This window comes from Campylobacter sp. P255, from assembly GCF_003627915.1.
Taxonomy (GTDB): domain Bacteria; phylum Campylobacterota; class Campylobacteria; order Campylobacterales; family Campylobacteraceae; genus Campylobacter_D.
Genome location: NZ_NREN01000013.1, coordinates 1 through 23,237 on the forward strand (window position 1 = coordinate 1; position 23,237 = coordinate 23,237).

29 protein-coding genes are annotated in these 23,237 nt (G+C 31.8%); 9 read left to right on the forward strand and 20 right to left on the reverse strand.

All coding sequences use genetic code 11. The annotated features are described in order from the left end of the window. Positions 1-197, forward strand: a 197-nt coding sequence (locus tag CKA54_RS06775; protein WP_120760681.1) for a methyl-accepting chemotaxis protein, incomplete at its 5' end; no start/stop codon positions are given. Positions 198-235: 38 nt separating this feature from the next. Here the strand turns inward: CKA54_RS06775 and CKA54_RS06780 are convergent. The 3 genes from CKA54_RS06780 to ribA are packed head-to-tail and all read right to left on the reverse strand — an operon-like array spanning position 236 to position 1,746. Beyond that, complete coding sequence (locus CKA54_RS06780) at positions 236-598, reverse strand: hypothetical protein (RefSeq protein ID WP_043020034.1); 363 nt, start codon at positions 596-598, stop codon at positions 236-238. Between the two features lie 9 nt (positions 599-607). Continuing rightward, positions 608-1,189, reverse strand: coding sequence for a 16S rRNA (guanine(527)-N(7))-methyltransferase RsmG (gene rsmG, locus CKA54_RS06785; protein WP_120760820.1), 582 nt, complete (start codon positions 1,187-1,189; stop codon positions 608-610). Continuing rightward, positions 1,186-1,746: a GTP cyclohydrolase II gene (ribA, locus tag CKA54_RS06790; RefSeq protein ID WP_120760821.1), complete on the reverse strand. Its 561-nt coding sequence runs from the start codon at positions 1,744-1,746 to the stop codon at positions 1,186-1,188. The genes rsmG and ribA overlap by 4 nt, the downstream gene beginning before the upstream one ends. A 71-nt stretch (positions 1,747-1,817) precedes the next feature. On the opposite strand from ribA, the gene hemB reads away from it, so the two are divergent. From hemB to CKA54_RS06810, 4 genes are read left to right on the forward strand one after another with little or no spacing between them, the layout of a single operon-like run. Continuing rightward, the gene (hemB, locus tag CKA54_RS06795) at positions 1,818-2,801 is read left to right on the forward strand and encodes a porphobilinogen synthase (RefSeq protein ID WP_120760822.1); all 984 of its coding nucleotides are present in this window, start codon (positions 1,818-1,820) and stop codon (positions 2,799-2,801) included. 2 nt (positions 2,802-2,803) lie between these two features. Then, positions 2,804-3,289, forward strand: coding sequence for a DUF2603 domain-containing protein (locus CKA54_RS06800; RefSeq protein WP_120760823.1), 486 nt, complete (start codon positions 2,804-2,806; stop codon positions 3,287-3,289). Beyond that, complete coding sequence (gene hemN, locus CKA54_RS06805; RefSeq protein WP_120760824.1) at positions 3,276-4,631, forward strand: oxygen-independent coproporphyrinogen III oxidase; 1,356 nt, start codon at positions 3,276-3,278, stop codon at positions 4,629-4,631. The genes CKA54_RS06800 and hemN overlap by 14 nt, the downstream gene beginning before the upstream one ends. Before the next feature lies 1 nt (position 4,632). After that, positions 4,633-5,901 (forward strand): (Fe-S)-binding protein, encoded by a 1,269-nt coding sequence (locus CKA54_RS06810; RefSeq protein ID WP_120760825.1) that lies wholly within the window; start codon positions 4,633-4,635, stop codon positions 5,899-5,901. A gap of 2 nt (positions 5,902-5,903) precedes the next feature. Here CKA54_RS06810 and CKA54_RS06815 read toward each other — a convergent pair whose 3' ends face one another. From CKA54_RS06815 to CKA54_RS06825, 3 genes are read right to left on the reverse strand one after another with little or no spacing between them, the layout of a single operon-like run. Further along, entirely contained in the window at positions 5,904-6,113 is a 210-nt protein-coding gene (locus tag CKA54_RS06815) for a hypothetical protein (RefSeq protein ID WP_039664317.1), read from the reverse strand. A 39-nt stretch (positions 6,114-6,152) separates the two neighbouring features. After that, on the reverse strand, positions 6,153-7,160 hold the full coding sequence (locus tag CKA54_RS06820) for an alanine racemase (protein ID WP_120760826.1): 1,008 nt from the start codon (positions 7,158-7,160) through the stop codon (positions 6,153-6,155). Beyond that, positions 7,160-8,101: a L,D-transpeptidase family protein gene (locus CKA54_RS06825; protein WP_172586682.1), complete on the reverse strand. Its 942-nt coding sequence runs from the start codon at positions 8,099-8,101 to the stop codon at positions 7,160-7,162. Before CKA54_RS06825 ends, CKA54_RS06820 begins: the two co-directional genes overlap by 1 nt. 158 nt (positions 8,102-8,259) lie before the next feature. Here CKA54_RS06825 and CKA54_RS06830 point away from each other — a divergent pair, with 158 nt between their 5' ends. The 3 genes from CKA54_RS06830 to CKA54_RS06840 are packed head-to-tail and all read left to right on the forward strand — an operon-like array spanning position 8,260 to position 9,686. Then, positions 8,260-8,679 (forward strand): copper chaperone PCu(A)C, encoded by a 420-nt coding sequence (locus CKA54_RS06830; RefSeq protein WP_039664320.1) that lies wholly within the window; start codon positions 8,260-8,262, stop codon positions 8,677-8,679. Continuing rightward, positions 8,679-9,125: a hypothetical protein gene (locus tag CKA54_RS06835; RefSeq protein ID WP_120760828.1), complete on the forward strand. Its 447-nt coding sequence runs from the start codon at positions 8,679-8,681 to the stop codon at positions 9,123-9,125. The genes CKA54_RS06830 and CKA54_RS06835 overlap by 1 nt, the downstream gene beginning before the upstream one ends. Before the next feature lie 3 nt (positions 9,126-9,128). Further along, a complete protein-coding gene (locus CKA54_RS06840; protein WP_120760829.1) occupies positions 9,129-9,686 on the forward strand; it encodes an SCO family protein in 558 nt (185 codons plus the stop codon). A 9-nt stretch (positions 9,687-9,695) separates the two neighbouring features. Here CKA54_RS06840 and CKA54_RS06845 read toward each other — a convergent pair whose 3' ends face one another. The 6 genes from CKA54_RS06845 to mapA are packed head-to-tail and all read right to left on the reverse strand — an operon-like array spanning position 9,696 to position 15,781. Next, complete coding sequence (locus CKA54_RS06845) at positions 9,696-10,898, reverse strand: ABC transporter permease (RefSeq protein WP_120760830.1); 1,203 nt, start codon at positions 10,896-10,898, stop codon at positions 9,696-9,698. A gap of 51 nt (positions 10,899-10,949) precedes the next feature. Beyond that, the gene (locus CKA54_RS06850) at positions 10,950-11,396 is read right to left on the reverse strand and encodes a hypothetical protein (RefSeq protein ID WP_120760831.1); all 447 of its coding nucleotides are present in this window, start codon (positions 11,394-11,396) and stop codon (positions 10,950-10,952) included. Beyond that, the gene (locus CKA54_RS06855) at positions 11,372-11,887 is read right to left on the reverse strand and encodes an LPP20 family lipoprotein (RefSeq protein ID WP_120760832.1); all 516 of its coding nucleotides are present in this window, start codon (positions 11,885-11,887) and stop codon (positions 11,372-11,374) included. Before CKA54_RS06855 ends, CKA54_RS06850 begins: the two co-directional genes overlap by 25 nt. 58 nt (positions 11,888-11,945) lie before the next feature. Then, positions 11,946-14,534, reverse strand: a complete 2,589-nt coding sequence (gene gyrA / locus CKA54_RS06860) for a DNA gyrase subunit A (protein WP_120760833.1) — start codon at positions 14,532-14,534, stop codon at positions 11,946-11,948. A gap of 21 nt (positions 14,535-14,555) precedes the next feature. Continuing rightward, the gene (locus tag CKA54_RS06865) at positions 14,556-15,137 is read right to left on the reverse strand and encodes a ComF family protein (RefSeq protein WP_120760834.1); all 582 of its coding nucleotides are present in this window, start codon (positions 15,135-15,137) and stop codon (positions 14,556-14,558) included. Then, positions 15,134-15,781: an outer membrane lipoprotein MapA gene (gene mapA, locus CKA54_RS06870; RefSeq protein WP_120760835.1), complete on the reverse strand. Its 648-nt coding sequence runs from the start codon at positions 15,779-15,781 to the stop codon at positions 15,134-15,136. The genes CKA54_RS06865 and mapA overlap by 4 nt, the downstream gene beginning before the upstream one ends. 196 nt (positions 15,782-15,977) lie before the next feature. Between mapA and CKA54_RS06875 the strand changes: the two genes are divergently transcribed. Then, positions 15,978-17,339, forward strand: coding sequence for a DASS family sodium-coupled anion symporter (locus tag CKA54_RS06875; RefSeq protein ID WP_120760836.1), 1,362 nt, complete (start codon positions 15,978-15,980; stop codon positions 17,337-17,339). A gap of 4 nt (positions 17,340-17,343) precedes the next feature. On the opposite strand, the gene CKA54_RS06880 is transcribed toward CKA54_RS06875, so the two are convergent. Genes CKA54_RS06880 through CKA54_RS06915 form a run of 8 tightly spaced genes read right to left on the reverse strand, consistent with a single transcriptional unit; the run spans position 17,344 to position 23,226 of the window. Further along, complete coding sequence (locus CKA54_RS06880; RefSeq protein ID WP_120760837.1) at positions 17,344-17,958, reverse strand: thiamine phosphate synthase; 615 nt, start codon at positions 17,956-17,958, stop codon at positions 17,344-17,346. Next, positions 17,948-19,081 carry a 2-iminoacetate synthase ThiH gene (gene thiH / locus CKA54_RS06885; RefSeq protein ID WP_120760838.1) on the reverse strand — a complete coding sequence of 378 codons (1,134 nt, stop codon included), beginning with the start codon at positions 19,079-19,081 and terminating at the stop codon, positions 17,948-17,950. The genes CKA54_RS06880 and thiH overlap by 11 nt, the downstream gene beginning before the upstream one ends. Then, the gene (locus CKA54_RS06890) at positions 19,082-19,840 is read right to left on the reverse strand and encodes a thiazole synthase (protein ID WP_120760839.1); all 759 of its coding nucleotides are present in this window, start codon (positions 19,838-19,840) and stop codon (positions 19,082-19,084) included. Continuing rightward, positions 19,840-20,640, reverse strand: a complete 801-nt coding sequence (thiF, locus tag CKA54_RS06895; RefSeq protein WP_120760840.1) for a thiamine biosynthesis protein ThiF — start codon at positions 20,638-20,640, stop codon at positions 19,840-19,842. The genes CKA54_RS06890 and thiF overlap by 1 nt, the downstream gene beginning before the upstream one ends. Continuing rightward, the gene (gene thiS, locus CKA54_RS06900) at positions 20,637-20,828 is read right to left on the reverse strand and encodes a sulfur carrier protein ThiS (protein WP_039664334.1); all 192 of its coding nucleotides are present in this window, start codon (positions 20,826-20,828) and stop codon (positions 20,637-20,639) included. The genes thiF and thiS overlap by 4 nt, the downstream gene beginning before the upstream one ends. Positions 20,829-20,836: 8 nt before the next feature. Further along, on the reverse strand, positions 20,837-21,937 hold the full coding sequence (gene dapE / locus CKA54_RS06905) for a succinyl-diaminopimelate desuccinylase (RefSeq protein ID WP_120760841.1): 1,101 nt from the start codon (positions 21,935-21,937) through the stop codon (positions 20,837-20,839). A 3-nt stretch (positions 21,938-21,940) separates the two neighbouring features. Next, entirely contained in the window at positions 21,941-22,534 is a 594-nt protein-coding gene (locus CKA54_RS06910; protein ID WP_120760842.1) for a LysE family transporter, read from the reverse strand. Beyond that, positions 22,528-23,226, reverse strand: coding sequence for an NAD-dependent deacetylase (locus CKA54_RS06915; protein ID WP_120760843.1), 699 nt, complete (start codon positions 23,224-23,226; stop codon positions 22,528-22,530). Before CKA54_RS06915 ends, CKA54_RS06910 begins: the two co-directional genes overlap by 7 nt. Positions 23,227-23,237 lie beyond the last annotated feature (11 nt).

The following is a 23,237-nucleotide window of genomic DNA, read 5'->3' on the forward strand; positions in this document are numbered from 1 at the left end:
TTCAATCTATCAATGAAATGGGTGAAAGTATTAAAGAACAAACCACAGGTATTACTCAAATTAATGATGCTGTGGCTCAAATTGATAGCGTAACACAAGAAAATCTAAAAATAGCTAAAGATAGTGCGGCTATATCTGATAATGTTAATAAGATAGCTAATGATATCTTAGAAGATGCTAGAAAGAAAAAGTTTTAATTGATTGTTAGCAAGCCAAACCTTTAAGGGTTTGGCTTTTATTTTATATAAGTACTTAAACAAACCCCATCTACACTTAAGTCGTAAGCATTTTTAAGGTTGTTTTCTAATTTATCCAATATTAATAAAATTTTAGAATCAAACATATAAAACTCAGCCATTTTTGAAGCTATTTTTGCAAGTGCTTGATCATTAATTAAAATATATTTTGCACCCAAAGCATTAGAAAGCAAAACTTCTTCTTCATTTTTTACAAAAACAGCAAAATCACATTTTTTTTCTTGCGCCAATTGGATTATTTTTTCATCATAATCAAAACAATTCACAACCGTTTGATTTATCTCACCTTTAAAGCGTTTCATTTTTTCCATACTAATTAATGGGTGACCAAAAATTAACATTTTTTTCCTTTAAGTATTTTTCAAAAGACAATAATTTCTAAAACCTTGATTAAAAATCTGATATGTTTTTAAACCTTGCAATTCATCATAAATTTCACTACCTTTATAAAGCAAAAACAATGTCTTATCATCATAAAAACCACTTGCGATATTGATCAAAGGTTTCACATCCATCAAAGCTCTTGATGTGATCAAATCCACTCTAAAAGAAGAATGATTTTGTAATTTATCTTTAATGATATTCACATGATTTAAACCTAGTTCTGTTTTCACTACTCTTAAAAATGATGCTTTTTTAGGATTAGGCTCAAAAAGAAAAAATTCACTCTCTAAAAATATACAAGCTAAAAAAATGGCAGGAAACCCGGCTCCACTTCCCACATCAATTATTTGCTTTCTATCACTCAAATCGTAAAAATCTAAAATTTTCACGCTATCGATGATATTTTCATCAATATTTTCAAAATGCGTCAAATTATGCACTGCATTGAATTTTTTCAACAAATCCTTATAAAGAATAATTTTTTTTAAAAAATCATCTTTATGGGGAAAATTTTGCAAAAAATTTAATTGTTCTTCGTATTGTTTCAATTTAAATGCCCCATTTGTGTATGTTTGATTTCTAAATAATCTTTATTAAAACGATTTGCCTCTATTAAAATAGGCACTCTTAAGTGTATCTTGTCTTTTAGTGATTCAAGTTTTTGAGGATTGTTTGTTAAAAGATTAATCTTGCTAATACCATAGTGCTTTAAAATAAACTCTACTATCTCATAACTGCGTTCATCTGCCTTAAAACCTAGCTGATGATTTGCTTCTATCGTATTAAAACCTTTATCTTGCAAAGCATAAGCATTGATTTTATTAAAAAGACCTATACCTCTTCCTTCTTGTCTTAGATATATCACCATTCCGCCATGCTCTTGGATATAATTTAGCGAAAATTCAAGCTGCTCCCCACAATCACATTTTAAACTACTTAAAACATCTCCTGTAAGGCACTCTGAGTGAATTCTAACATTCACTTCCTTTTGAAATTCTCCTTTAAAAATACACAAATGCTCTTTTTCTTCTTCTTTAAAACTTTGTATATAAAACTCCCCAAAACGCGTAGGAAGTTTTGCTATTTCAGAAATTTGAATCGTCATTATTTTACTTTACCTTTTTTATAAAAAATATGCTAGAATTTATGGAATTTTAACAAACAAAAAGGAAATTTATGTTTAAACGCTTCAGAAGATTAAGGCTAAATGAGAATATAAGAAGCTTGGTAAAAGAAAATACTTTAAATTTAGATGATTTAATCTATCCTCTTTTTGTCGTTGATGGAGTGAACATCAAAAACGAAATTTCATCTATGCCTGGTGTATTTCAAATGAGTTTAGATGAGATTTTAAAAGAATGTTCAGAAATAACTAAATTAGGCATTAAAGCTATTATTTTATTTGGAGTTTTAGAAAGCACTAAAAAAGACAGTTGTGGTAGCGATGCTTTGAGTGATGATGGCTTGATTGCTAGAAGCTTAAGAGCTATCAAAGAGCAATTTCCCAACTTAGTTGTCATCACAGATCTTTGTTTTTGCGAATACACTGATCATGGGCATTGTGGCATTATTGATCCAAAAACAAAAAGTGTAGATAATGATCTAACTTTAGAAATTTCAGCCAAACAAGCTCTAATTCATGCAAAAAACGGAGCAGACATGATCGCACCAAGTGGCATGATGGATGGGATTATTCAAACCTTAAGAAAAACTCTAGATGAAAATGGTTTTGAAAATCTTCCTATCATGGCCTATTCAACCAAATTTGCTTCAGCTTATTATGGTCCTTTTAGAGATGTGGCAGATTCTGCTCCAAGTTATGGAGATAGAAAAACTTATCAAATGGATTTTGCTAATGGCAAAGAAGCCTTGTGTGAAAGCTTAGAAGATGAAAAACAAGGTGCTGATATTTTGATGGTAAAACCTGCACTGGCTTATTTAGATGTGGTCAAAGACATTGCAAATCACTCTAAACTTCCACTTTGCGTATATAATGTAAGCGGTGAATATGCCTTATTAAAAGCGGGTCAAAAAGCTGGTGTGATTGATTATGAAAAAATAGTCTTTGAAACCATGCTTGCTTTTAAAAGAGCTGGAGCCAAACTTATCATAACTTACCATGCAAAAGAGATCGCGCAATTATTAAATCACAAGGAGTAAGATTGAATAGTTTAGATAAAAAAAGCTCCGAAGATATCATCAACGAGCTTTCTAATTACTTAGGTATAGAAAAACATAATCAAACTATATTTCATCTCACCCATATTAATGAAAAAGAAAAAAAACTCAGTTTAAAAAACGGTCATGAACTAGCACCTGAACCATGGTTTATTGTAGATGAAAACGACGAAGTAAAAACGATGTTTTCTGTAAAAACTTTAATCGAATTTTTGCAAAATGCAAAAGAAATACAAAAAGATAACTTTGAACTGAAATTAGAGAAAGCCATTTATCAACAAATTCCAATTGATTTTAACGATGTATGGACAGTTGCAATGGATGAAATAAAACATCAAGTCGCCAAGGGCGTAAAAGAAGTAAATATTGACTTAGATCAGCTTGTTAGCAACATCCACATTCAACATCCAAATTTATTTATTGACATGAAAAAAATGATAGAAAAGGTAAAACCCAATGAAAGATTATAAAAGCTTTGTCAAATACTCCAAAGCAGGACCAAGATATACTTCTTATCCTACTGCGGTAGAATTTAATACTCAGTTTAAATATGAAGATTATATTGAAATTTTAAAACAACAAAAAGCACAATTGTCTTTATATTTTCATTTGCCTTTTTGTAGAAGCGCATGTTATTTTTGCGGTTGTAATGTAATCTATACTGCCAAAGAAGAAAGCAAAGAAAGATATTTAGGTTATCTCTTTAAAGAACTCGATCTCTTAGCTAACATCATCAATACTCAAAGAGAAGTTGCACAAATGCATTTTGGTGGCGGTACCCCTACATTTTTTTCTGCTAAGCAACTTGAAAGTTTGATTTTAAAAATCAAAAGTGTTTTTCCAAATTTCACTCAAGATAGCGAAATAAGCTGTGAAATTGATCCAAGGTTTTTAAATGAAGAACAAGCCGATGTTTTAATCCAAAATGGATTTAATCGCATTAGCTTTGGTGTGCAAGATTTCGATGAAAAAGTGCAAAAAGAAATTCATAGAATTCAGCCTTTTGAGCTTACCAAAAACGCAGTAGAAATGGTTAGAAAAAAAGGCATTAGCTCGGTAAATATGGATTTGATCTATGGTTTGCCATATCAAAGCTTAGAAAGCTTTAAACAAACTTTGGAAAAAGCATTGCTAATCAATCCTGATCGCTTTGCTATTTTTAACTATGCACATGTGCCATGGCTTAAAAAAAATATGAGAAAATTTGATGAAAATACCCTGCCTAGTCCTGATATAAAACTTCAAATTTTAGAATACTGTGAAAATTTTTTAACCCACAATGGTTATAAAATGATAGGAATGGATCATTTTGCAAAACCAGAAGATGAACTTTTTAAAGCGTTAGAAAATGGTAGTCTACATAGAAATTTTCAAGGCTATACTACTAAAGGTGGAACAGATTTAATTGGCATTGGTTTGACAAGTATTGGTGAGGGAAAAAGACACTATATGCAAAATTTCAAAGATATGCCAAGCTATGAAAAGGCTATTGATGAGGGCAAATTGCCTTGCGAAAAAGGCATTATGCTAGATGATGATGATGAATTAAGAAAAGCTGTGATTATGGAGCTTATGAGTAATTTCTCGCTTAACATTGAAAAAATAGAACAAAGATTTAAGATTAACTTTTTTGAATACTTTCAACAAGATCTAGAAGAATTAAGCAAATTAAATGAATTTGTGACTATTGATAAAAACCATATCAAAGTCAATGAAACAGGAGTGCTTTTGATCCGTAATATTGCAATGTGTTTTGATAAATATCTCAAACGCATTAGTGAAGATAAAAAAGTATTTTCTAAAACGGTTTAACATGTTAAATATTGATGAAATCACAAATGCATGTGTAAAATGTGGCAAATGCATACCAACATGCACCATACATGAGATAAATCGCGATGAGAGTACCTCCCCTCGTGGCTTTTTAGATCTCATAAGTGCTTATAAAAATCAAGAATTAGAACTTGATCGTGATCTTAAAACAATTTTTGAATCATGTTTTTTATGCACCAATTGCGTTGAAGCTTGCCCAAGCCACTTAAGAGTTGATAGCGCTATTGAAAAAACTCGCTATGATATAGCACAAAAATTTGGTATTGCATGGTATAAAAAACTTGCCTTTTTCTTTTTAAGACATAGACAAGTGTTAAATATTTTAGCAAGATTGGGCTATGTTTTTCAAAGTTGCACATTTAGCACTAAAAATAACAACCAAGGCATGAAAGCAAAATTAAACCTACCTTTAATCAAAAAAGGACGCTTGCTTCCATCTTTGAGTAAAAAAAGTTTTTTAAGCTCCAATCCTGATTTTATCAATAATCAAGGGGAAAAATCTATAGGGATTTTTATAGGGTGCTTGTCTAATTACTCTTATACAAGTACTGGATTTGCTTTGCTTGAAATTTGCAAGCATCTTAAGATCAATGTAGATTTATTAAAAGAACAATCATGTTGTGGAGCTCCTCACTACTTTACAGGAGATTTTAAAAGCGTAGAACATCTAGCTAAAAAAAATATTGTATATTTTGAAGAAAAACTCAAAACGCTTGACTATATCATCATCCCTGAAGCAACCTGCTCTGCAATGATCAACATAGACTATGAGCATTTTTTTCATATGCAAGGTGATCAAGAATGGGCAATAAGAGCAAAAAACATCTCCCATAAAATACTTCTTGCAACTAAGTATTTATACGAGCATACTAATTTAGAACAACTTTTAAAAACTAAAAACAAAGTCAATATTAATATCAGCTATCATGATCCTTGTCATGCAAAAAAAATGCAAGGAGTTTACCAAGAACCGAGAAATCTATTAAAGCAAAACTATCATTTCAAGGAACTTATTGCTTCAAATGAATGCTGTGGTTTTGGCGGGGTAAGCATGCAGACAGATCACTATGAAAAAGCCTTAAAAGTTGGTATGAAAAAAGCATATAATATTCAAAAAACAGATGTGCAAATCATCAGCGCAGAATGTTCAGCTTGTAGAATACAAATTTCAAATGCTTTAGAACATGAAAAAGTTTCTACTAAATTTTCACACCCATTAGAACTTATAGCTAAAATACTTCAAGATTAATGCTAATCTTGATTTTTTATATTTTCGATATTTGATCTATTTTTTTCTATTAAAATTCTATTTTTTTCGATGTTTTCATTGTTTTTCTTACACTCATTTTTTAAAATCTCTATATTTTTATATAGGATTTTCATTTTTCTTTCATAACGATTAATGAGCAAAAATACAATAAACAAAAATAAAATCAAAATAGCCCAATTTAAAAATGCCATTTTTATCCTTTCGAAAGCATTATATTAATATATTTTATCTTAAATTACAATTCTTTTTAAATTTGGAGAAAGCTTTACTAAAATCTCGTAGTTGATTGTATTAAAAAAACTCGCCATTGCATTTGCATCATCAATCACACAAATTACATCATCATTACCTTCGCATGAAAAGCTGTCCATTGACATTTTTCCTAGCATTTTTTTACCATTTGGTAAAACCAACTCTTTTTTACCATCATAGCGTAAAAGTCCGTCTGCATAACCTAAATCATAAGTTGCAATCTCTAAATTTTCTTTTGCGCAAAATACACCACCATAACCTACCGTCTGTCCTTTTTTAAGCGTTCTTTGGCTGATTTTTTCAGCCCACAAACTCAATACTTTATGTAATTCATCGCTAAAATAAGCATACCCAAACTGCACAAGCCCTACTCTACAATACTCTTTTGGCTCTAAAGTGTTTGTTCTAAACAAAGCTTCTGAGTTGTGCGAATGAAATATTAATTTTTCAGCCTCATCTTGCAACAAAGTTTGGATCTTTTTTTTGACTTCTTTAAAATTTTGCTTTTGCACGAAATAGCTTGCATCCATCTCATCGCTTCCTGCAAAATGCATCATCACACCATGAAGTTGCAAACCATAACTTTTAAGTTCACACAAGACTTCCTCAAGATCTTTTGGCACAATTCCGTTTCTATGCATATTTGTATCTATAACTAAATGAATTTTTGTATTTTTTTTAAATTTCTTAATGTCATTTCTATCATTTAAAGCATAAATAAAATTTTCATTTTCATTTGCATGTGGATGGTGAGATAAAATCAAAATATGTTCAAAAACACCCTGAAGCTCTTTTGCTTCAGTTTCATTTTTTACTGCTATAAAATTAACACCCTTTGCCTTGGCAATAGGAGCCAAAATCTTAGCTCCATGTCCATAAGCATTGTCTTTAAAGACACATATAACTTTTTCATAGCCTCCTGCTTTAGAAGCTATGAGATCAAGATTGTGCTCATAAGCTGCACGGTTGATTTTTATATAAGCCATTATTGCTCAGCTAAAATTTGCATTTTATCGCCTACAAGCTTCACATAAAGGACTTTTTCTCCTTTAAATTTATAGTTTGTACTACGATAGTCCTCATAAAAACCTATTCTGAAAATTTTTTCGTTTCTATCATTTGGATAAGGACTGATGCTAAGATCTGAAAATTTAATGCTTTTTTCTTCATTTTTAGCAAAAATTCTTTCTTTATTTCTTGCAAATTGTTCATAGTTGAATTTGTTTTTATGTTTAAAGATTTTTTGATCATAAAAAGACAAATATTTTTTAATATCACTTTTTTGCCAACTATCTTTCCAAGCAAATAAATTTGCCAGCAAAATAGCTATTTCATCGTGGTTGGTTCTTACTTTAGCTTTTTCTTCTGTCATAGCATAAGATTTTCTATCAGCAACAAGCTTGTTAAAATCATCTAGCAAATCATTTTGCACAGCGATACAGCCTCTAGTTTTATAAGTATCCAACCGTGTTCCATCTAGTGGATACCCATGAATCCAAATTCCCCCACCTGTTTTACCTAAAGTTTTATCAAGTACATTTGGATAGGTTGTAGCAAAAGCAAATGGACCATAATAAGGATCGCCAGGATAAAATTTCTTGCCTAATTCATAAAAACCTATAGGGGTTTTTAGATCCCCTTCGATTTCTTTATCTCCTGCCAAACCGGTTAAAACATCTTTTTGGATAAATTTCTTCTCAACTTTACCATCATCATAGTGATAAACACGAATAATTTTATCACTTTTATTAGTTAAAACTATCGCAACATCTTCATCATAATACCCAAGAGTAACATTTTTGTCTTTGATTTCATCAAGCCAAAAATCCTTTTTGCTTAATTCTTGCTCTAGCACCTGTTCAACTGCTTTAATACCTTCATTTAAATAAATCTTTGCAAGATTATTTGCATTTGCAAATACAACCATGCTAAATATTATAGATGCAACTTTAAACAATTTCAACCTTTCTTTGTAAAATTTAAAACAACAAGGTGCTAATTATATTATTTTTACAATAAATATATTTTTAATTTTTTCCGTGTATAATGTTTTATATTTTATCAAACACAAAAAAAGGAAATACAATGAAAAAATTACTAGGTTTGGCTATTTTAAGCACTTTTGTTTTTGCAAATGAAATTACTGTAAATGATCCTTATGTAAGACAAACTCCACCTCACTCTAAAACTACGGCATTTTTCTTAGAGCTTAAAAACAATTCTGATAAAGATATTAAGCTAATAAAAGCTCAAAGCTCTTTAAGTGATACCACAGAAATTCATAATCATATTATGGAAAATGGTAAAAAAATGATGGTGCAAATTCCACAAATCACCATTAAAGCTAAATCAAGTGCTGAGCTCAAACCAGGTGGTATGCACATCATGGTATTAAACCTTAAAGAAAACATCACCCCACAAACCAAAGCTAACTTAACACTTTATTTTGATGATAATAGTACTATTGAACTTAAAAATATTCAATCACGAAGCATTCAAAAATAATGAAAAATTTACTCATTTTTGCTCTAGCTATAGCTTTTGCTATAAGCGGGGCTTATTTTTATACCCATATGCCAAGCACAGGTAAAAAAAGAGAATTAATCACCACTTTAACTCCTTTAGATTGTGATTTAAATCAACAAAGCTGTGAGTATAATTTTAAAAACCAAAAAGTTTTAATCAGTCTAACCCCAAAACCCATTATGGCGTTAAACGAGCTTGATTTAAATATCACTAATTTAGGCAATTACCCTCAACTTAATGCTAGAGTTTATGGGCTAAATATGTATATGGGAGATATCGTTCCGCAGTTTAAAAAAATCAACAATACCTATCACGCCAAATTAGTTTTAAGCTCTTGCACGCTTGATGTAATGCGTTTTAGAATAGAACTTTTTGATAATGAAGATCCACTAGATTTTTATTTTGATTTTGATGTAAAAAGGTAATTTATGAAAAAAATCAATATTTTTTTGCTTATTATAATGATTTTTGGTGTTTTCTTTCTTTCAATACAATATTTTGAAAACAATAAATACAATTTTCACTTAAATTCTGAAAAAGGCATACTTAGCCTAAAAGATTTTGCCGGAAAAAAATTGATTGTATATTTTGGATACACCTATTGTCCTGATGTTTGTCCTAGTGAACTTGCACTAATTGCAAGTGTTTTAAACCAAATGCCAAACAAAGAAAAAGCTCATGTGGTGTTTATTTCTTTAGATCCAAAAAGAGATAGCAATCTAACACAAACAAGCCAATGGGTAAAATACTTCTACCCTAATTCTACTGCGCTAGTAGCAAAGAATGAAAAAGAATTAGAAAAAATAACCAAAAACTATGGTGTAGTTTATGAAAAAATTGATCTTAAAAATTCTGCCATGGGGTATTCTATAGCTCATAGCGGGGAGTTTTATTTGATTGATGAAAATGGTAAGTTTGTAAAAACGATCAAAGATGTTAGCTATGAAAATTTCTTCAATGAAATCAAAAAATTTCTAAACGAATAAATATTAAATTTATTCGTTTCTTAAAGTATCTAAAATATCTACTTGTGTTGCTTTTTTTGCAGGATAATAAGAAGACAAACTTACAATCACAATTGCACCCAAAAGCGTAGCACAAAAATCAACAAAAGAAAGTTCTAAGGGCAATTTACTCATGCCATAAACATCAGTAGGCAAAGAAATGATATCAAAGTTACCAAGCACCCATAAGGCTATGGTTGCAAGCATTACACCTGCTATAATCCCACTTCCACCTATAAAAAAACCCAAAGAAAAAAAGGTTTTTTTAATCTCTAATTTACTAGCTCCCAAAGAAAGCAATAAAGCTATCTCACTGCGTCTATTCATCACGATCATCAATAAAGAGCTTACGATATTTAAACTAGCAACTAAAATAATCAGCATCAACACAATAAACAACGCCCTTTTTTCCAAAGCAAGTGCCGCAAAGAAATTTCCATTTTGCTCCCACCAACCTATACTAGCATATTTTGCACCTAAAAAAGCTTCAATGTGTTTTATATCATCAAAAGGCTTTAACGAATATACATGAATTCCATCATAAACCCCTTGAGGATAAGATAAAATCTTAGCCAAAGCTTTTGCGTCTACATACATATATGCTTTATCATAAGCTAATAAACCAGAAGAAAATTCAGCTTTAACATCAAAACGCTTTACCTTAGGGATAAGCGAAAGACCACTTGCACTAAGATTAGAAAAAATCAATGCGATCTTATCATCATAATCTAGCCCAAATTCGCTTTTTAATCCCTTGCCTATTAAAATGTCAAAATTTTGCAAATTTTTCCCATCTAAAGCATGCGCTACTACTTCATTGATTTTTTTTTCATCTTCGAAGTTTACGCCAAATAACATTCCACCTTCTAACCTTACATCATTTCTTGCTATAACTTGAGTACTAATATAAGGACTAAATAACAAATTTGGAAACTGAGCTCTTAGTTCTTGTAGTAATTTTTCATCTACACTAGCTCCAAAACGTGGCAATATCGTAATGGGGTAATTCATCGTAAAAAGTTTTCTTTCAAATTCCTTATCAAAACCATTCATAATAGCCATTGCAACCAAGAGTACACATAATCCTATACTCACACCCAAAAAAGCTAAAATCTTTGAAAGCATAATAAAGGGTTGATCTTTGTCAAAACGAAGATATTTAAACAACAAATATCGCGGGATACTTTTTTGCATTTCAAACTCTTAATATTTTTTTAAGTATTTTAATAAAAACAAGCTTTGCATTTATTTAAGATAATATATAAAGGCACTATTATCATGAAATTCAACTGTAAATCTTAAAGGTAAAATTCTCACATATGTTTCACTTTGAGCGCTTGCTTGCTCACTTTTAACAAAATCTTTTACATCTATTTTTGAATTAAAAAAACAATCAATTAATTCATTTTTATGTGTATTCAAAAAATTAAATTTGTCTAATTTAGTCATTCTTTCTTCATCGATCATACCAAAATCATCACGTAAAAAAGTTTTTAAATCTTTTGGAGTGTAAATTAACTCACAAGCGTATTCTAAGTTTTTATTTTTGCTTTGAGTCATAGCTATGGATATAGTTTCTTTTTGATGATAAAGAATGAAATTTTTATTTGAAAGTTCTGCCCAAAATATAAACTCATCTTGGGCAGTAGTGTTAAATACTATAAAGATTAATAAGCAAACAATTCTTTCCACTTGTCAGCATCAATTTTAAGTTCTACATTTACTCTATAAAGACCATCTTTGAAATCTTGATCAACCACACTTGCATTTTTAATTAAACCATTTACCTGTGCTGTAATGGTTGAGCTTTTAAGCATTGCATCTTTTACTGTATCTTTACCATTTACTCTTACACCATATAACTTACTAGCTAATTGTCTATAAGCATCAGTAATCGCTGCTCTTTTTGCCAAAGCTAAAGCTTGACCAACTGAAACAGTATTTAAAGGAGCGATACCCTCACCCACTGCTGTAAATGTTAGATCATTATCTGTGCTTGTATCATTTGCAAGCATTTTTTCTTCTCTGATGATACTACGCACATCATCTTTATCTACTTTTTGAACCACCACATCAGAATTTGCCTGAGTAGCCTGAGCTTGATTTGGGTTCACGCCTCTTTGATCTAGTGCACAAGCACTAAAACCTAAAGCCAAACAAAACATAAAAATAACTTTTTTCATTTTTACACCTTCAATTTATTTGATTTTATTAAAATAGCAAAAAGCATTCCAAATTTTACTATTCAAAATTTAAATCCATATTATTTTCAGCATCTAAATCCTCATCCTCTTCCTTAGGACACTTAGCAATGCTTACAACCTCATCGTTTTCTACATTTACTACGATTACACCACTTGTATTTCTACCTGCTTTTCTAATGCTTTGCATGTCCACACGTATCATTTTACCGCTACTTGTTAAAGCCATTAAGTCCATGCTTTCATCAACTATAACTATACCGATTAAATCTTTTGTTTTAGCAGTAAGCTTCATACAAATTACACCCTTACCACCCCTACTTTGAAGTCTGTATTCTCCTGCATTAGTGCGCTTACCTATACCTTTAGCACTCACACTTAAAATCTCTTGTGTATCATTTTCGATCACAACAGCACCTACAACCTCATCATCTTTTTCTTTAAATTTAATCGCAGTTACCCCTCTACTTACACGACCAATCTCTCTAACTTTAGCAAGAGGGAATTTGATACACATGCCTTTTTTAGTTACTGCAAAAAGCATCTTACCGCTAATGGTATTTTCTAATTCTTCACTATTTTCACTGCTTTCATTTTCTAGATTTTCATCTATTTCTAAATTTTCATCTGCATTGACATTGATAACTTCGTTTTCATCTCTTGCAACGATAATTGCAGTAACAAGCTCATCGTTTTCATCTAGATTAATCGCTTTTACACCCACACTTCTAATATTTTGATATTCACTTAAATTTGTGCGTTTTACGATACCATTTTTAGTAAAGAAACACAATGATTTACTTTCATCAAAATCAGTTGTCGGGATAATCGCCATAATTTTTTCATCTGCTTGTAGATTAATGAGATTAACCACAGCCTTACCTTTAGCGGTTCTACTTCCTTCAGGAATTTTATAAACCTTAAGCCAGTAAAGTTGCCCGCGATCAGTAACAAACATTAAGGTATCATGTGTGTTTGCCGTAAAGAAGCTTTCAATAAAATCATCATCATAAGTCGTAACAGCAACCTTGCCCTTACCACCGCGTTTTTGTTTTTCATACTGCTTACTTGGAACACGCTTAATATAACCACGATGAGTGATAGTAACTACCATGTTTTCATTTGGTATTAAATCTTCTATATCAATATCATCATAATCATCCTCAATTTGAGTGATTCTTGGTACATCAAATTTTGTTCTAATTTCTTTTAACTCATCTTTAATTAAATTTTCAAGCAAAGTTTCGCTTTTTAAAATTTGATCAAGTCTTTCGATTTCTGCTAACAATTCTCTTAGCTCATTGTCAATTTTTTCTCTTTCAAGTCCTGTTAAACGACCTAACTTCATATCTAAAATAGCATTAGATTGAAGCTCGCTTAGACCAAATTTTTCCATCAATAAATTTTTAGCCGTTGGATTATCTGGGGAGTTTTTAATCAACGCTATCACTTCATCGATATTATCTAGTGCTATTTTTAAACCCTCTAAAATATGCGCTCTAGCTCTAGCTTTTTGCAATTCATAAATCGTTCTTCTAATAATTACAGTTTTTCTGTGATTTAAGAATAAATTTAAAAGCTCAATCAAAGAAAAAACTTTTGGCTCCTTGTTATGTATAGCAAGCATAATCACACCAAAAGTACTCTCCATAGTGGTAGATTTAAAAAGATTGTTTAACACGATCTCACTCATAGCATCGCGTTTTAGCTCAATCACCACGCGAATTCCTTCTCTATCGCTCTCATCTCTAACTTCAGCAATGCCTTCAATTTGCTTTTCTTTAGCAAGTTCAGCAATTTGCTCTATCAATCTTGCTTTATTAGTTTGATAAGGAAGCTCATCTATTACAATAATATCTTTATTAGCTCTTTTTTCAATATGTGTTTTTGCTCTTACTTTTACCCTGCCACGACCTGTGCGATAAGCTTCTATAATACCTTTTTTACCAAATATAATACCACCGGTTGGAAAATCAGGCCCTTTGATAAATTGCATTATTTCTTCCAAGCTTGCATTTTTATTATCAATTAAATAAAGCAAACCATCGATAAGCTCATTCAAACTATGTGGAGGAATATTAGTAGCCATACCCACTGCAATACCACTTGAACCATTAAGTAATAAATTTGGCACTCTAGCAGGTAAAACATCAGGCTCACTCATAGAATCATCGTAATTTGGTACAAAATCAACCGTATCTTTATCTATATCACGCAGCAACTCTTCAGCTAAAATCGTCATTCTAGCTTCGGTATAACGCATCGCAGCAGCGCCATCGCCATCAATAGAACCAAAGTTTCCTTGACCATCTACGCTTGGATAACGCATTGAAAAATCTTGCGCCATTCTTACTAAAGCATCATATACAGCCACATCACCATGCGGGTGGTATTTACCGATTACATCACCCACTATACGCGCTGACTTTTTGTATGCACTACGACTTCCAACGCCTAAATCATTCATAGCATATAAAATTCTTCTATGAACAGGTTTAAGTCCATCTCTAGCATCAGGTAATGCACGGCCTATAATAACGCTCATAGAATAATCTAAATAGCTACTTTTTATAGAACTTTCTATATCTATATTTTCAATATCTGAATCTTTAGTAAAAATATTTTCCATAAAAATCCTTAAAATTAATGCTTATATTGTATCAAATTTTGCATTAGCCAAAACTAAAGCAAATAACACTTTAATATTATTTTTTTCCAAAAGCTTTTTTGCCTCTAGCAAACTTATTCCTGTAGTCACTACATCATCTACTAAAATTACAGGGTGTTTTGGAAGCTTTAATAACTGATATGATCTTTTATTGTCTTTACGAAATTTCAAACTTTTTCCACTATATTTATGCCGCGAACTAGCCTGTAAAGTATGATACATAGGCTTTATAAATCGAGTTTTTAAATGGCGTGTTAAAATTGCTGTGTGTGAGTAATTTTTTTCAGTTTTATCATCTAAGGCTATAGCATTAATTTCGCATGCAGGTTGAAAAAAATCTTTAAATTTAGCAAAACTTAATCTTGCTAAAGCATTTAAGACAAAATAACCTTGAAACCGATGTTTAAAATAAATCAAATGCTTGATTTGTTCATATTGATAAAAATAATAAACCTTAAATCCCTCTTCAAGCTCTCTTATACCCAAAGAGTATTCCAAAAGCTCTTCCTTGCAAGCTGGACAAAAACTTGCAAGGGAAAATCCATGACAGTTAAAACATCTCACAAAGAACTAATAACATCTGCAGCTTTATTAGCTACTTGCTTGATAAGTAATTGGGTAAAAAAAGGCAAATCATTAATTTTATAAAAGCCTTTTACTTCTTGTTTTGTTTTGATATTGATGGTTTTGTTTGTATTGATATCTTTAAGCGTCAATTGACTTGCAATTACTGAAAATAAAGAATTAGAATCAAATTGAGAGTAAAAATCATTAAAGCTCAAATCAACTCTTAAAACATAAGGAGAATTTTGAGTATCCTCTACCACCACTATACCTCTATTTTCTAACTCTTCTTTTAAGAATACATAAAAATAATAATTAAAATTTTCATCAATATAGTAGTTTTTGCCATTAGAAAAAGAATATTTTAAATTCTCATTCAAATCATACACTCTATGAATATAAACTTTTTTTAAAGAAACACTTTTATCAATCGTTCTTTTATTTGCACAGTATTTAAGACCCACATCGCTAATATACAAAAGCCCTTTGATTTTTGCTTCATATGCTTTAGAACTAGAAGGATTATAACACTCTGCTTGAATTTTTATAACCTCATTAACCTTGGCAACCCCTTGGTTTTTAGAATTCACCGCACATGCACTAAAAAACAAAGCTAGAGCAAATACAAGTATCTTTTTAACCATTATTATTCCTTAATAAATTTCATTTTCAATACCTTAACTAGCAAAAATTATACCAAAAAGATACAAATTTAATCAAACTTCACATTTTTGCACATAGAAAAATTTTTCTATACAATTTAAGATAAAAAAATTGACATTTAAAATAAAATTCATTTAGAATATGTTACAAAACTACAATATTTTTAAGGAGTTGTAAATGAGTTCTAATGTTAAATCACTCATAGTCGTTGCAGACTTAGTGTTATTTATCGCATTGCTTTATTTTTCCCCTTTCGGTGAAACTAAGGTAAACCAAGGCTTATCTTTATTGATTTTTATCGCTATATTATGGCTTAGCGAAGCTTTACATGTTACAATCACAGCCATTTTAGTGCCTATTTTAGCGGCAGGATTAGGGCTAATGCCCACTTCTAAAGCCTTAACAGGTTTTGCTGATTCTAACATCTTTTTATTTTTTGGTGGTTTTGCTCTAGCTGCTGCAATGCACCATCAAAAACTAGATAAACTTATCGCACATAAGATACTCACTCTAGCAAAAGGACATCTAGGGCTTTCTAGTTTGTATATTTTTATCACTACGGCTTTTTTATCTATGTGGATGAGTAACACTGCAACCGCAGCTATGATGCTCCCGCTTGCTATAGGTATGTTAGCTTCACTTGACCCACAAAAAGATAGAAATACTTATGTTTTCATCCTTTTAGGTATAGCTTTTAGCGCAAGTATTGGCGGTATAGGTACTATAGTAGGAACACCTCCAAATGCCATAGTTGCTACTCAATTACACATTAGCTTTGCACAATGGCTAAAATATGGCATTCCTATTGTTTTAGTATTTTTACCAGTAATGATCTTGATTTTATATATGATGTTTAAGCCTAAATTTAATCTTCAAGTCGATCTACACACCGAGCATATTGAACTTACAAGAGAAAGAATTATAACTTTACTTATCTTCTTAGTGATTGCATTATCTTGGATTTTTAGTGGCAATATTAGTCCTATCATACAAAGCACTTTTGGCTATAAAATCGCAAATCTAGACGCAGTGATTGCCTTGCTTGCTGCTGTTTTAGTTTGCGCATTTAGAGTGATTGATTGGAAAAATATACAAAAAAATACCGACTGGGGCGTTTTAATGCTCTTTGGTGGAGGTATCACTTTAAGTGTTGTCTTAAAAGATTCAGGTGCTAGCAAGGTCATGGCTGATACAATCATTTCATTTATTGAAAATGGACATTTATTTATCATAGGTTTGATCGTAGCATTTTTTATAGTATTTTTAACTGAATTTACTTCAAATACTGCTTCTGCGGCTTTATTGGTGCCTTTATTTATCTCTATCGCAGATACCTTAGGTGTTCCTGCTTTAGGACTTGCTTTAATCATTGCTATTGGAGCTTCTTGCGCATTTATGCTACCTGTTGCTACCCCGCCAAATGCTATAGTTTTTGGTACAGGTCACATTAAACAACAAGAAATGATAAGAGTAGGAATTGTACTAAATATCTTCTGCTCAATCAGCCTTGCAGTGATTGCATACTTTTTCTGGCTATAGTCTTTTAGTCCTTTTGGACTAAAAGATTTTTACATTCTAAAACATAATCTTTTACACTTTTACTCTTATATAAGGCTTCTCTTATACACACACCGGCTATGTTTATGTTCTTTAAATACGGTATAGTTTTCGCATTCACTCCACCTATTGCATAAATGGGTATTTTTGAAACTTCTGATAAAGCCTTTAGACTTTCAATACCTTTTGGAGCTAAATCAATCTTACAAGAGCTTTCAAATACATGTCCAAAAAACACATGGTTTACTTTAAATTTACAAGCTAAATCTAGTTCTTCTTTAGAATGAACAGAACTTCCTAAAAGCTTAAATTTCTTATAACACTGTGGATATTTTTGCAAAACAAACAAGGGTGCATGGAAAAACTGATGATTTAATTTTAAACAAGCTTCATAATAATAATGCAAAAAACATATTTTTTGGGTTTTGTTAAAAATTTTTAACACCTCTTTAGCTAGCTTAAGATATTCTAACTCATCTAGAGATTTTTCTCTAAGTACTAATGCATCAATACTGCTTTGACTTAACTTTTCAACAAAATGAAAAAAATCTTCTTGAGTATTTTGACTATCGCTAATAGCAATGATTTTTTTATCCCACATAAATATTATCACTCATAATAGCTTGCAAATTAACACTTTTTAACATAGCTAGCACCTCATCTACGGTTCGTTTATCGCTGATTTGAAACTGATCATCGCCTTTTTTATCGCCTTGATGCTCGCCTACCCCCACACTCACTCCAGCACTCATTTTAGTGGCACCTAGTTTAACAACCCCGTCTCTAAATCCTGCTCTTTCTCGTGTAGAAATCGTAATACTCGCAAAAGGCAAAAACAACCTATAAGCACACAAAACCTGCAAAAGTCTTGTCTCGCTTACATCTTTTGGGTGAATTTTTTTATTATTGATGATAGGTCTTAATCTAGGAATAGACAAAGCTATCTCAGCATGAGGATATTGTTGCTGTAAAAAATACGCATGTAAAGCCGTTGCAAAAGCATCTTTTCTAAAATCATCTACACCAAGCAAAGCCCCAAAAGCCACTCCCCTCATACCCGCTTTTAAAGCTCTTTCTTGCGCATGAAAACGGTATTCAAATACACTTTTTTCGCCTTCAACGTGAATTTTAGAATAAGTTTTTAGATTATAAGTTTCTTGGTATACACTTACATACTCACAACCTTTGTCATGAAGTAGTGCATATTCATCTATATTCATGGGATAAACTTCAATCCCCACAACTTTAAAATACTCTTTTGCTATTGCACAAGCCTTGGCAAGATAATCTACACTTGCATACTCCCTGCCTTCGCCCGTTAGAAGCAAAATTTCTTCCAAGCCACTTTTTTTAATCTCTTGCATTTCTTGATGAATTTCAGCCTCATTTAGCTTAGCTCTTTTAATTTTATTACCTTTTTGAAACCCACAGTAAGTACATTTACTATTGCAAAAATTAGAAAGATATAAAGGTGTAAAAAGAGAGATGGAATTTCCAAAGTGTCTTTGAGTAACATAGCTTGATTTTTGTGCTAAATCCTCTATAAAATCTTCTGCTGCACTTGAAAGCAAAGCTTTTAAATCTTCTATATTAAGATAATCTTTAGCTAAAGCCTTTTTTACATCAAAAGCATTAAATTTACTTTCATCAAAATTTTCAACTTCTTTTAAAACCTTAGCCAAAAGTTCACTTTCAATGCTTTGCATATGAGGATATTTTCGCATTTAATCCCTTAAAAAACCACTTAAAGGAGAACTTGCACTCGGTTTATTTTCACTTGCTATACCTGCTAAATATGCACTATGTCCTGCCTCTATAGCCAAAGCAAATGCTCTTGCCATTTTTGCTACATCTTTAGCCTGAGCTATGGCAGTATTTGCCATAACTGCACTCACACCCATTTGCATCGCTTCACAAGCTTGCGCAGGATTTCCTATGCCTGCATCTACGATAATAGGCAAACTAATTTCATTAAGTAAAATTTGTATAAATTCTTTGGTTTTTAAGCCTTTATTGCTTCCTATGGGAGCTCCAAGAGGCATTATAGCCCCAGCTCCTGCACTAACCATAGCACGCGCAACATATAAATCAGGATACATGTAAACTAAAGGAGTAAAACCCTCATCTGCTAAAAGTTCGACTGCTTTTATGCTTTCATAATTATCCGGTAATAAATATTTACTGTCGCTAATTACCTCAACCTTGATCATATCTCCACAGCCAAGCTCTCTTGCAAGTTTTGCTATACGCAAAGCTTCTTTGGCATTTCTTGCACCCGAAGTATTAGGCAAAAGTTTAATATGTTTTGGGATAAAATCAAGTATATTTTCTATGCCTTTATCGTTAACTCTACGCAAAGCTAAGGTGATAAGCTCCACTTTTGCTTCTTCAATGGCTGACTGTATCAACTCAAAAGAAAATTTTCCAGAACCTAGAATAAACCGGGAATTAAACTCATATTTTCCTATTTTTAATTTTTCCATTATTCACTCGCTAAAAGCTCTAAAACTAAATTTGCTTGATGTCCTGCGCAAATATTTACACGCGGAGCCATAAGCCCATTACCTACTTTTGCTTCATTTTGCAAATCACCACAAACATAAAAGTTTTTTGCAATTTTTCTTGTTTGTATGCTGTTGCTATCGCCATATCCTGCTAAACCAGAAGCACACACTAAGGCTTTTTCAGGGTAAAACTGATGAAAATTTTGTGCTAAGATGGCTTTGTATTTTGCACTATCAAAGGCTTCACAGACAATATCATCGTTAGTAAAAAGCTCTGCAATGTTTTCTTTTTCTATTTTTAAAACTTGTGCAAAAACTTCGATAAAAGGATTGATTTTAGCGATTTGATCTTTTAAAGCTTCAGCCTTAAATTTACCTAAATCTTCTACCATATAAGCTTGGCGGTTAAGATTGCTTGGTTCAACTACATCAAAATCAATCAAATGAAGTCTACCAACCCCACTTCTTGCCAAATTTATCCCAATATGCGATCCAAGTCCACCAAGCCCGCAAATAGCCACACTTGCTTTTTTAAGCTTATCGTGAAGCTTTGGAGTATGTCTTGCTCTCATCATCGCATCAAGGGCTTCATAAGGAGGTAAGGTATTTTTCTCTATACAAAAAAGCTCATCTTCTTCTTTTAAGTTCATATTCTCTTTTGTCGCAAAACCATTGACTATCCATACATCGTTTTCATTTTTACTCACACTTTGGAAAAATTCTAAAGTATTTTTAAAATGCGTGTCTATCATACTGCCATTAAATTTAATTTTCATCAACCACCACCTACAAAAGTAACAATTTCTGCTTTATCATTTTCTTTCAAAATTAAATTTTCAAATTGATCCCTTGGGATAATTTCTCCGTTTAATTCCAAGGCAATCAATTCTATCTTTAATCGCTTTTCTTGAACATAGTCCATAAATTTAAGCTCTTTTAATTCAAGCTTTTGTCCATTGATAATCATACTTTTTCCTAGTTGAAATTCTCTAATAAATCTTTAAAAACTAAATACAATTTTTCAAGCTCTTCTACACTCACTCTCTCATCAATGGCATGAATTCTATCATTACACACACCAAATTCCACTACCTTCACACCAAACTCAGCAAAATATCTAGCATCGCTTGTACCACCTTTAGTGTTAAGTTCTGGGACAACTTGAGTGATTTTTTGTACACTTTCATTTAGTTTTTGTACGATTTTAGAATCACTTTGAGTTAAGAAAGGTTTTGAGCTTTGATCCAAACATAACTCATAATCAAGTCCTTCGCAAGTCTTTTCTACATAAGCTTTTACATCTTCTAAGCTAGTTTGTGGAGAATTTCTTACATTAAACATCAATTTTAAATCATTTGGGGTGACATTGCACACTTCCATACCACCGCGTATATCAGTGATAACAATTTTAGATGGTGCAAATACCTCATCACCTGGATCAAGGTCAAATCCTGCTAAGAATTTCAAAGCAGAAGCAAAATTATGCACCGGATTGATACATTTTTGCGGGTATGCTACGTGACCTTGCTTGCCTTTGATGAGTAATTTTCCATTGATAGAACCACGACGCCCTATTTTAATACTATCTCCCATTTTTTTATCACAAGTTGGCTCAGCAACCACAGCAAAATCAGGTAGCATATCTTTTTCTTGCATAAATTTAAGCACTTCAAGCGTGCCAAATTTAGCCTCACCTTCCTCATCACTTGTCAAAATTAATGAAATTCTTCCTTTGAAATTTTCTACTTCCTTAACTGCGCACATAAAAGCAGCCACGCCACTTTTCATATCTTGCGCACCTCTTGCATAAATAAACCCATCTTTTTCTAAAGGTACAAAAGGATCGCTACTCCAACCTTCACCTGCAGGTACCACATCTACATGCCCACCAAAAGCCAAATGCTCGCCATCTTCACTAAATTTTTTAGTCAATAAAAGATTTTTCACACCTTCTTTTTCTATAAAAAAAGCTTCAAAATCACTCAACTCCACTGCGATATAATTTAATGCACCATCATCATCTGGAGTGATGGATTTAAATTTACTAAGTTCTTTAAAAATTTCAACTACTTGCATGTTTTATCCTATAAAAGCTTTATACAGCATAGAAAGAGCAAAATACTCTAAAATAAATGCTGAAAAAAGATTAATGTAAAATATATGTTTGTTTTTCACAAGGGTTTTAAATTTAGACACAAAAAATGATAAAGCAAAAATCCAAAACACAATAAAACCCACCAAGCCAAAAAGCAAGGCAAAAGAGTTCTTACTCTGCATGCTAAGTCCTGCCACACTCACCCAAAAGCCTATCACATAAGGATTGGTGATGTTTAGCAAAAATCCCTTGCTAAAACCTTTTAAAGGATGGGTTTTATTTACCTTGTTAAGATCGACTTTTCTTGTTTTTCTTAGCATTAAAAATACCATAAAACTCAAAAAGAAAAAGCCAAAAACAGCTAGTATTTTATTAAAAATTTCATTATTTGCAAAGCCTAAAAGTCCAAATTGGATCAAAATCAAAAAAAATACATCAGCACTTAACGCGCCAAGCCCTACACAAAAAGCATTTTTAAAAGAAGATAAAGCAGTATTTAAGATCAAAATATTCACGGGCCCAAAAGGCACAGATACACCCATACCTAAAATAATACCATGCAAAATCGCCTCTAGCATTTTGCTTCCAAGAAATTTTCTATCTTGATTTTAATTTTATCAATGGCCGTGCAAACATCTTCTATATAAACTTTAGTAAAATTATTTTCTAGATGTTTATCCTCATCAAGATTGTTTAATATGCTTTGTTTGCACACTCTTGCATACTCCCCCACAGGTAAAACCTGTCCGCTTGTACCTATACATACAAATAAATCACAATTTTGCAATTTTTCATATAAAATTTTATAATTTGGTGCCATTTCTTCAAACATCACGATATTATGTCTTATATTTTTACTTTGACATTTAGGACAAATTTTATCATCGCTACTTTCATAACCTATGTTAAAAATGCTTTCACACTCTAAACATCTAAGTTCGGGTAAAAAACCATGCAAATGCACTACATCTTCGCACCCTGCACGCTCTAACAAATCATCTACATTTTGCGTTAAAATGCTAATTTGTTTTGAAAATTTTTGTTTTAACAAAGCGATGATTTTATGTGCGTGATTTGGCTTAACACTAGCTAGTTCTTTTCTTCTTTTGTTATAAAATTCCAAAACTTTTTTAGGATTTTTTCTAAACCCAGTTGCAGAGCAAACTTCCATGACATCATGCTCTTCCCATAATCCACCACTAGCTCTAAAAGTTTTTATACCACTCGGAGCAGATAAACCTGCTCCGCTTAAAATCATCACTTGTTTCATTGCTAAATCTC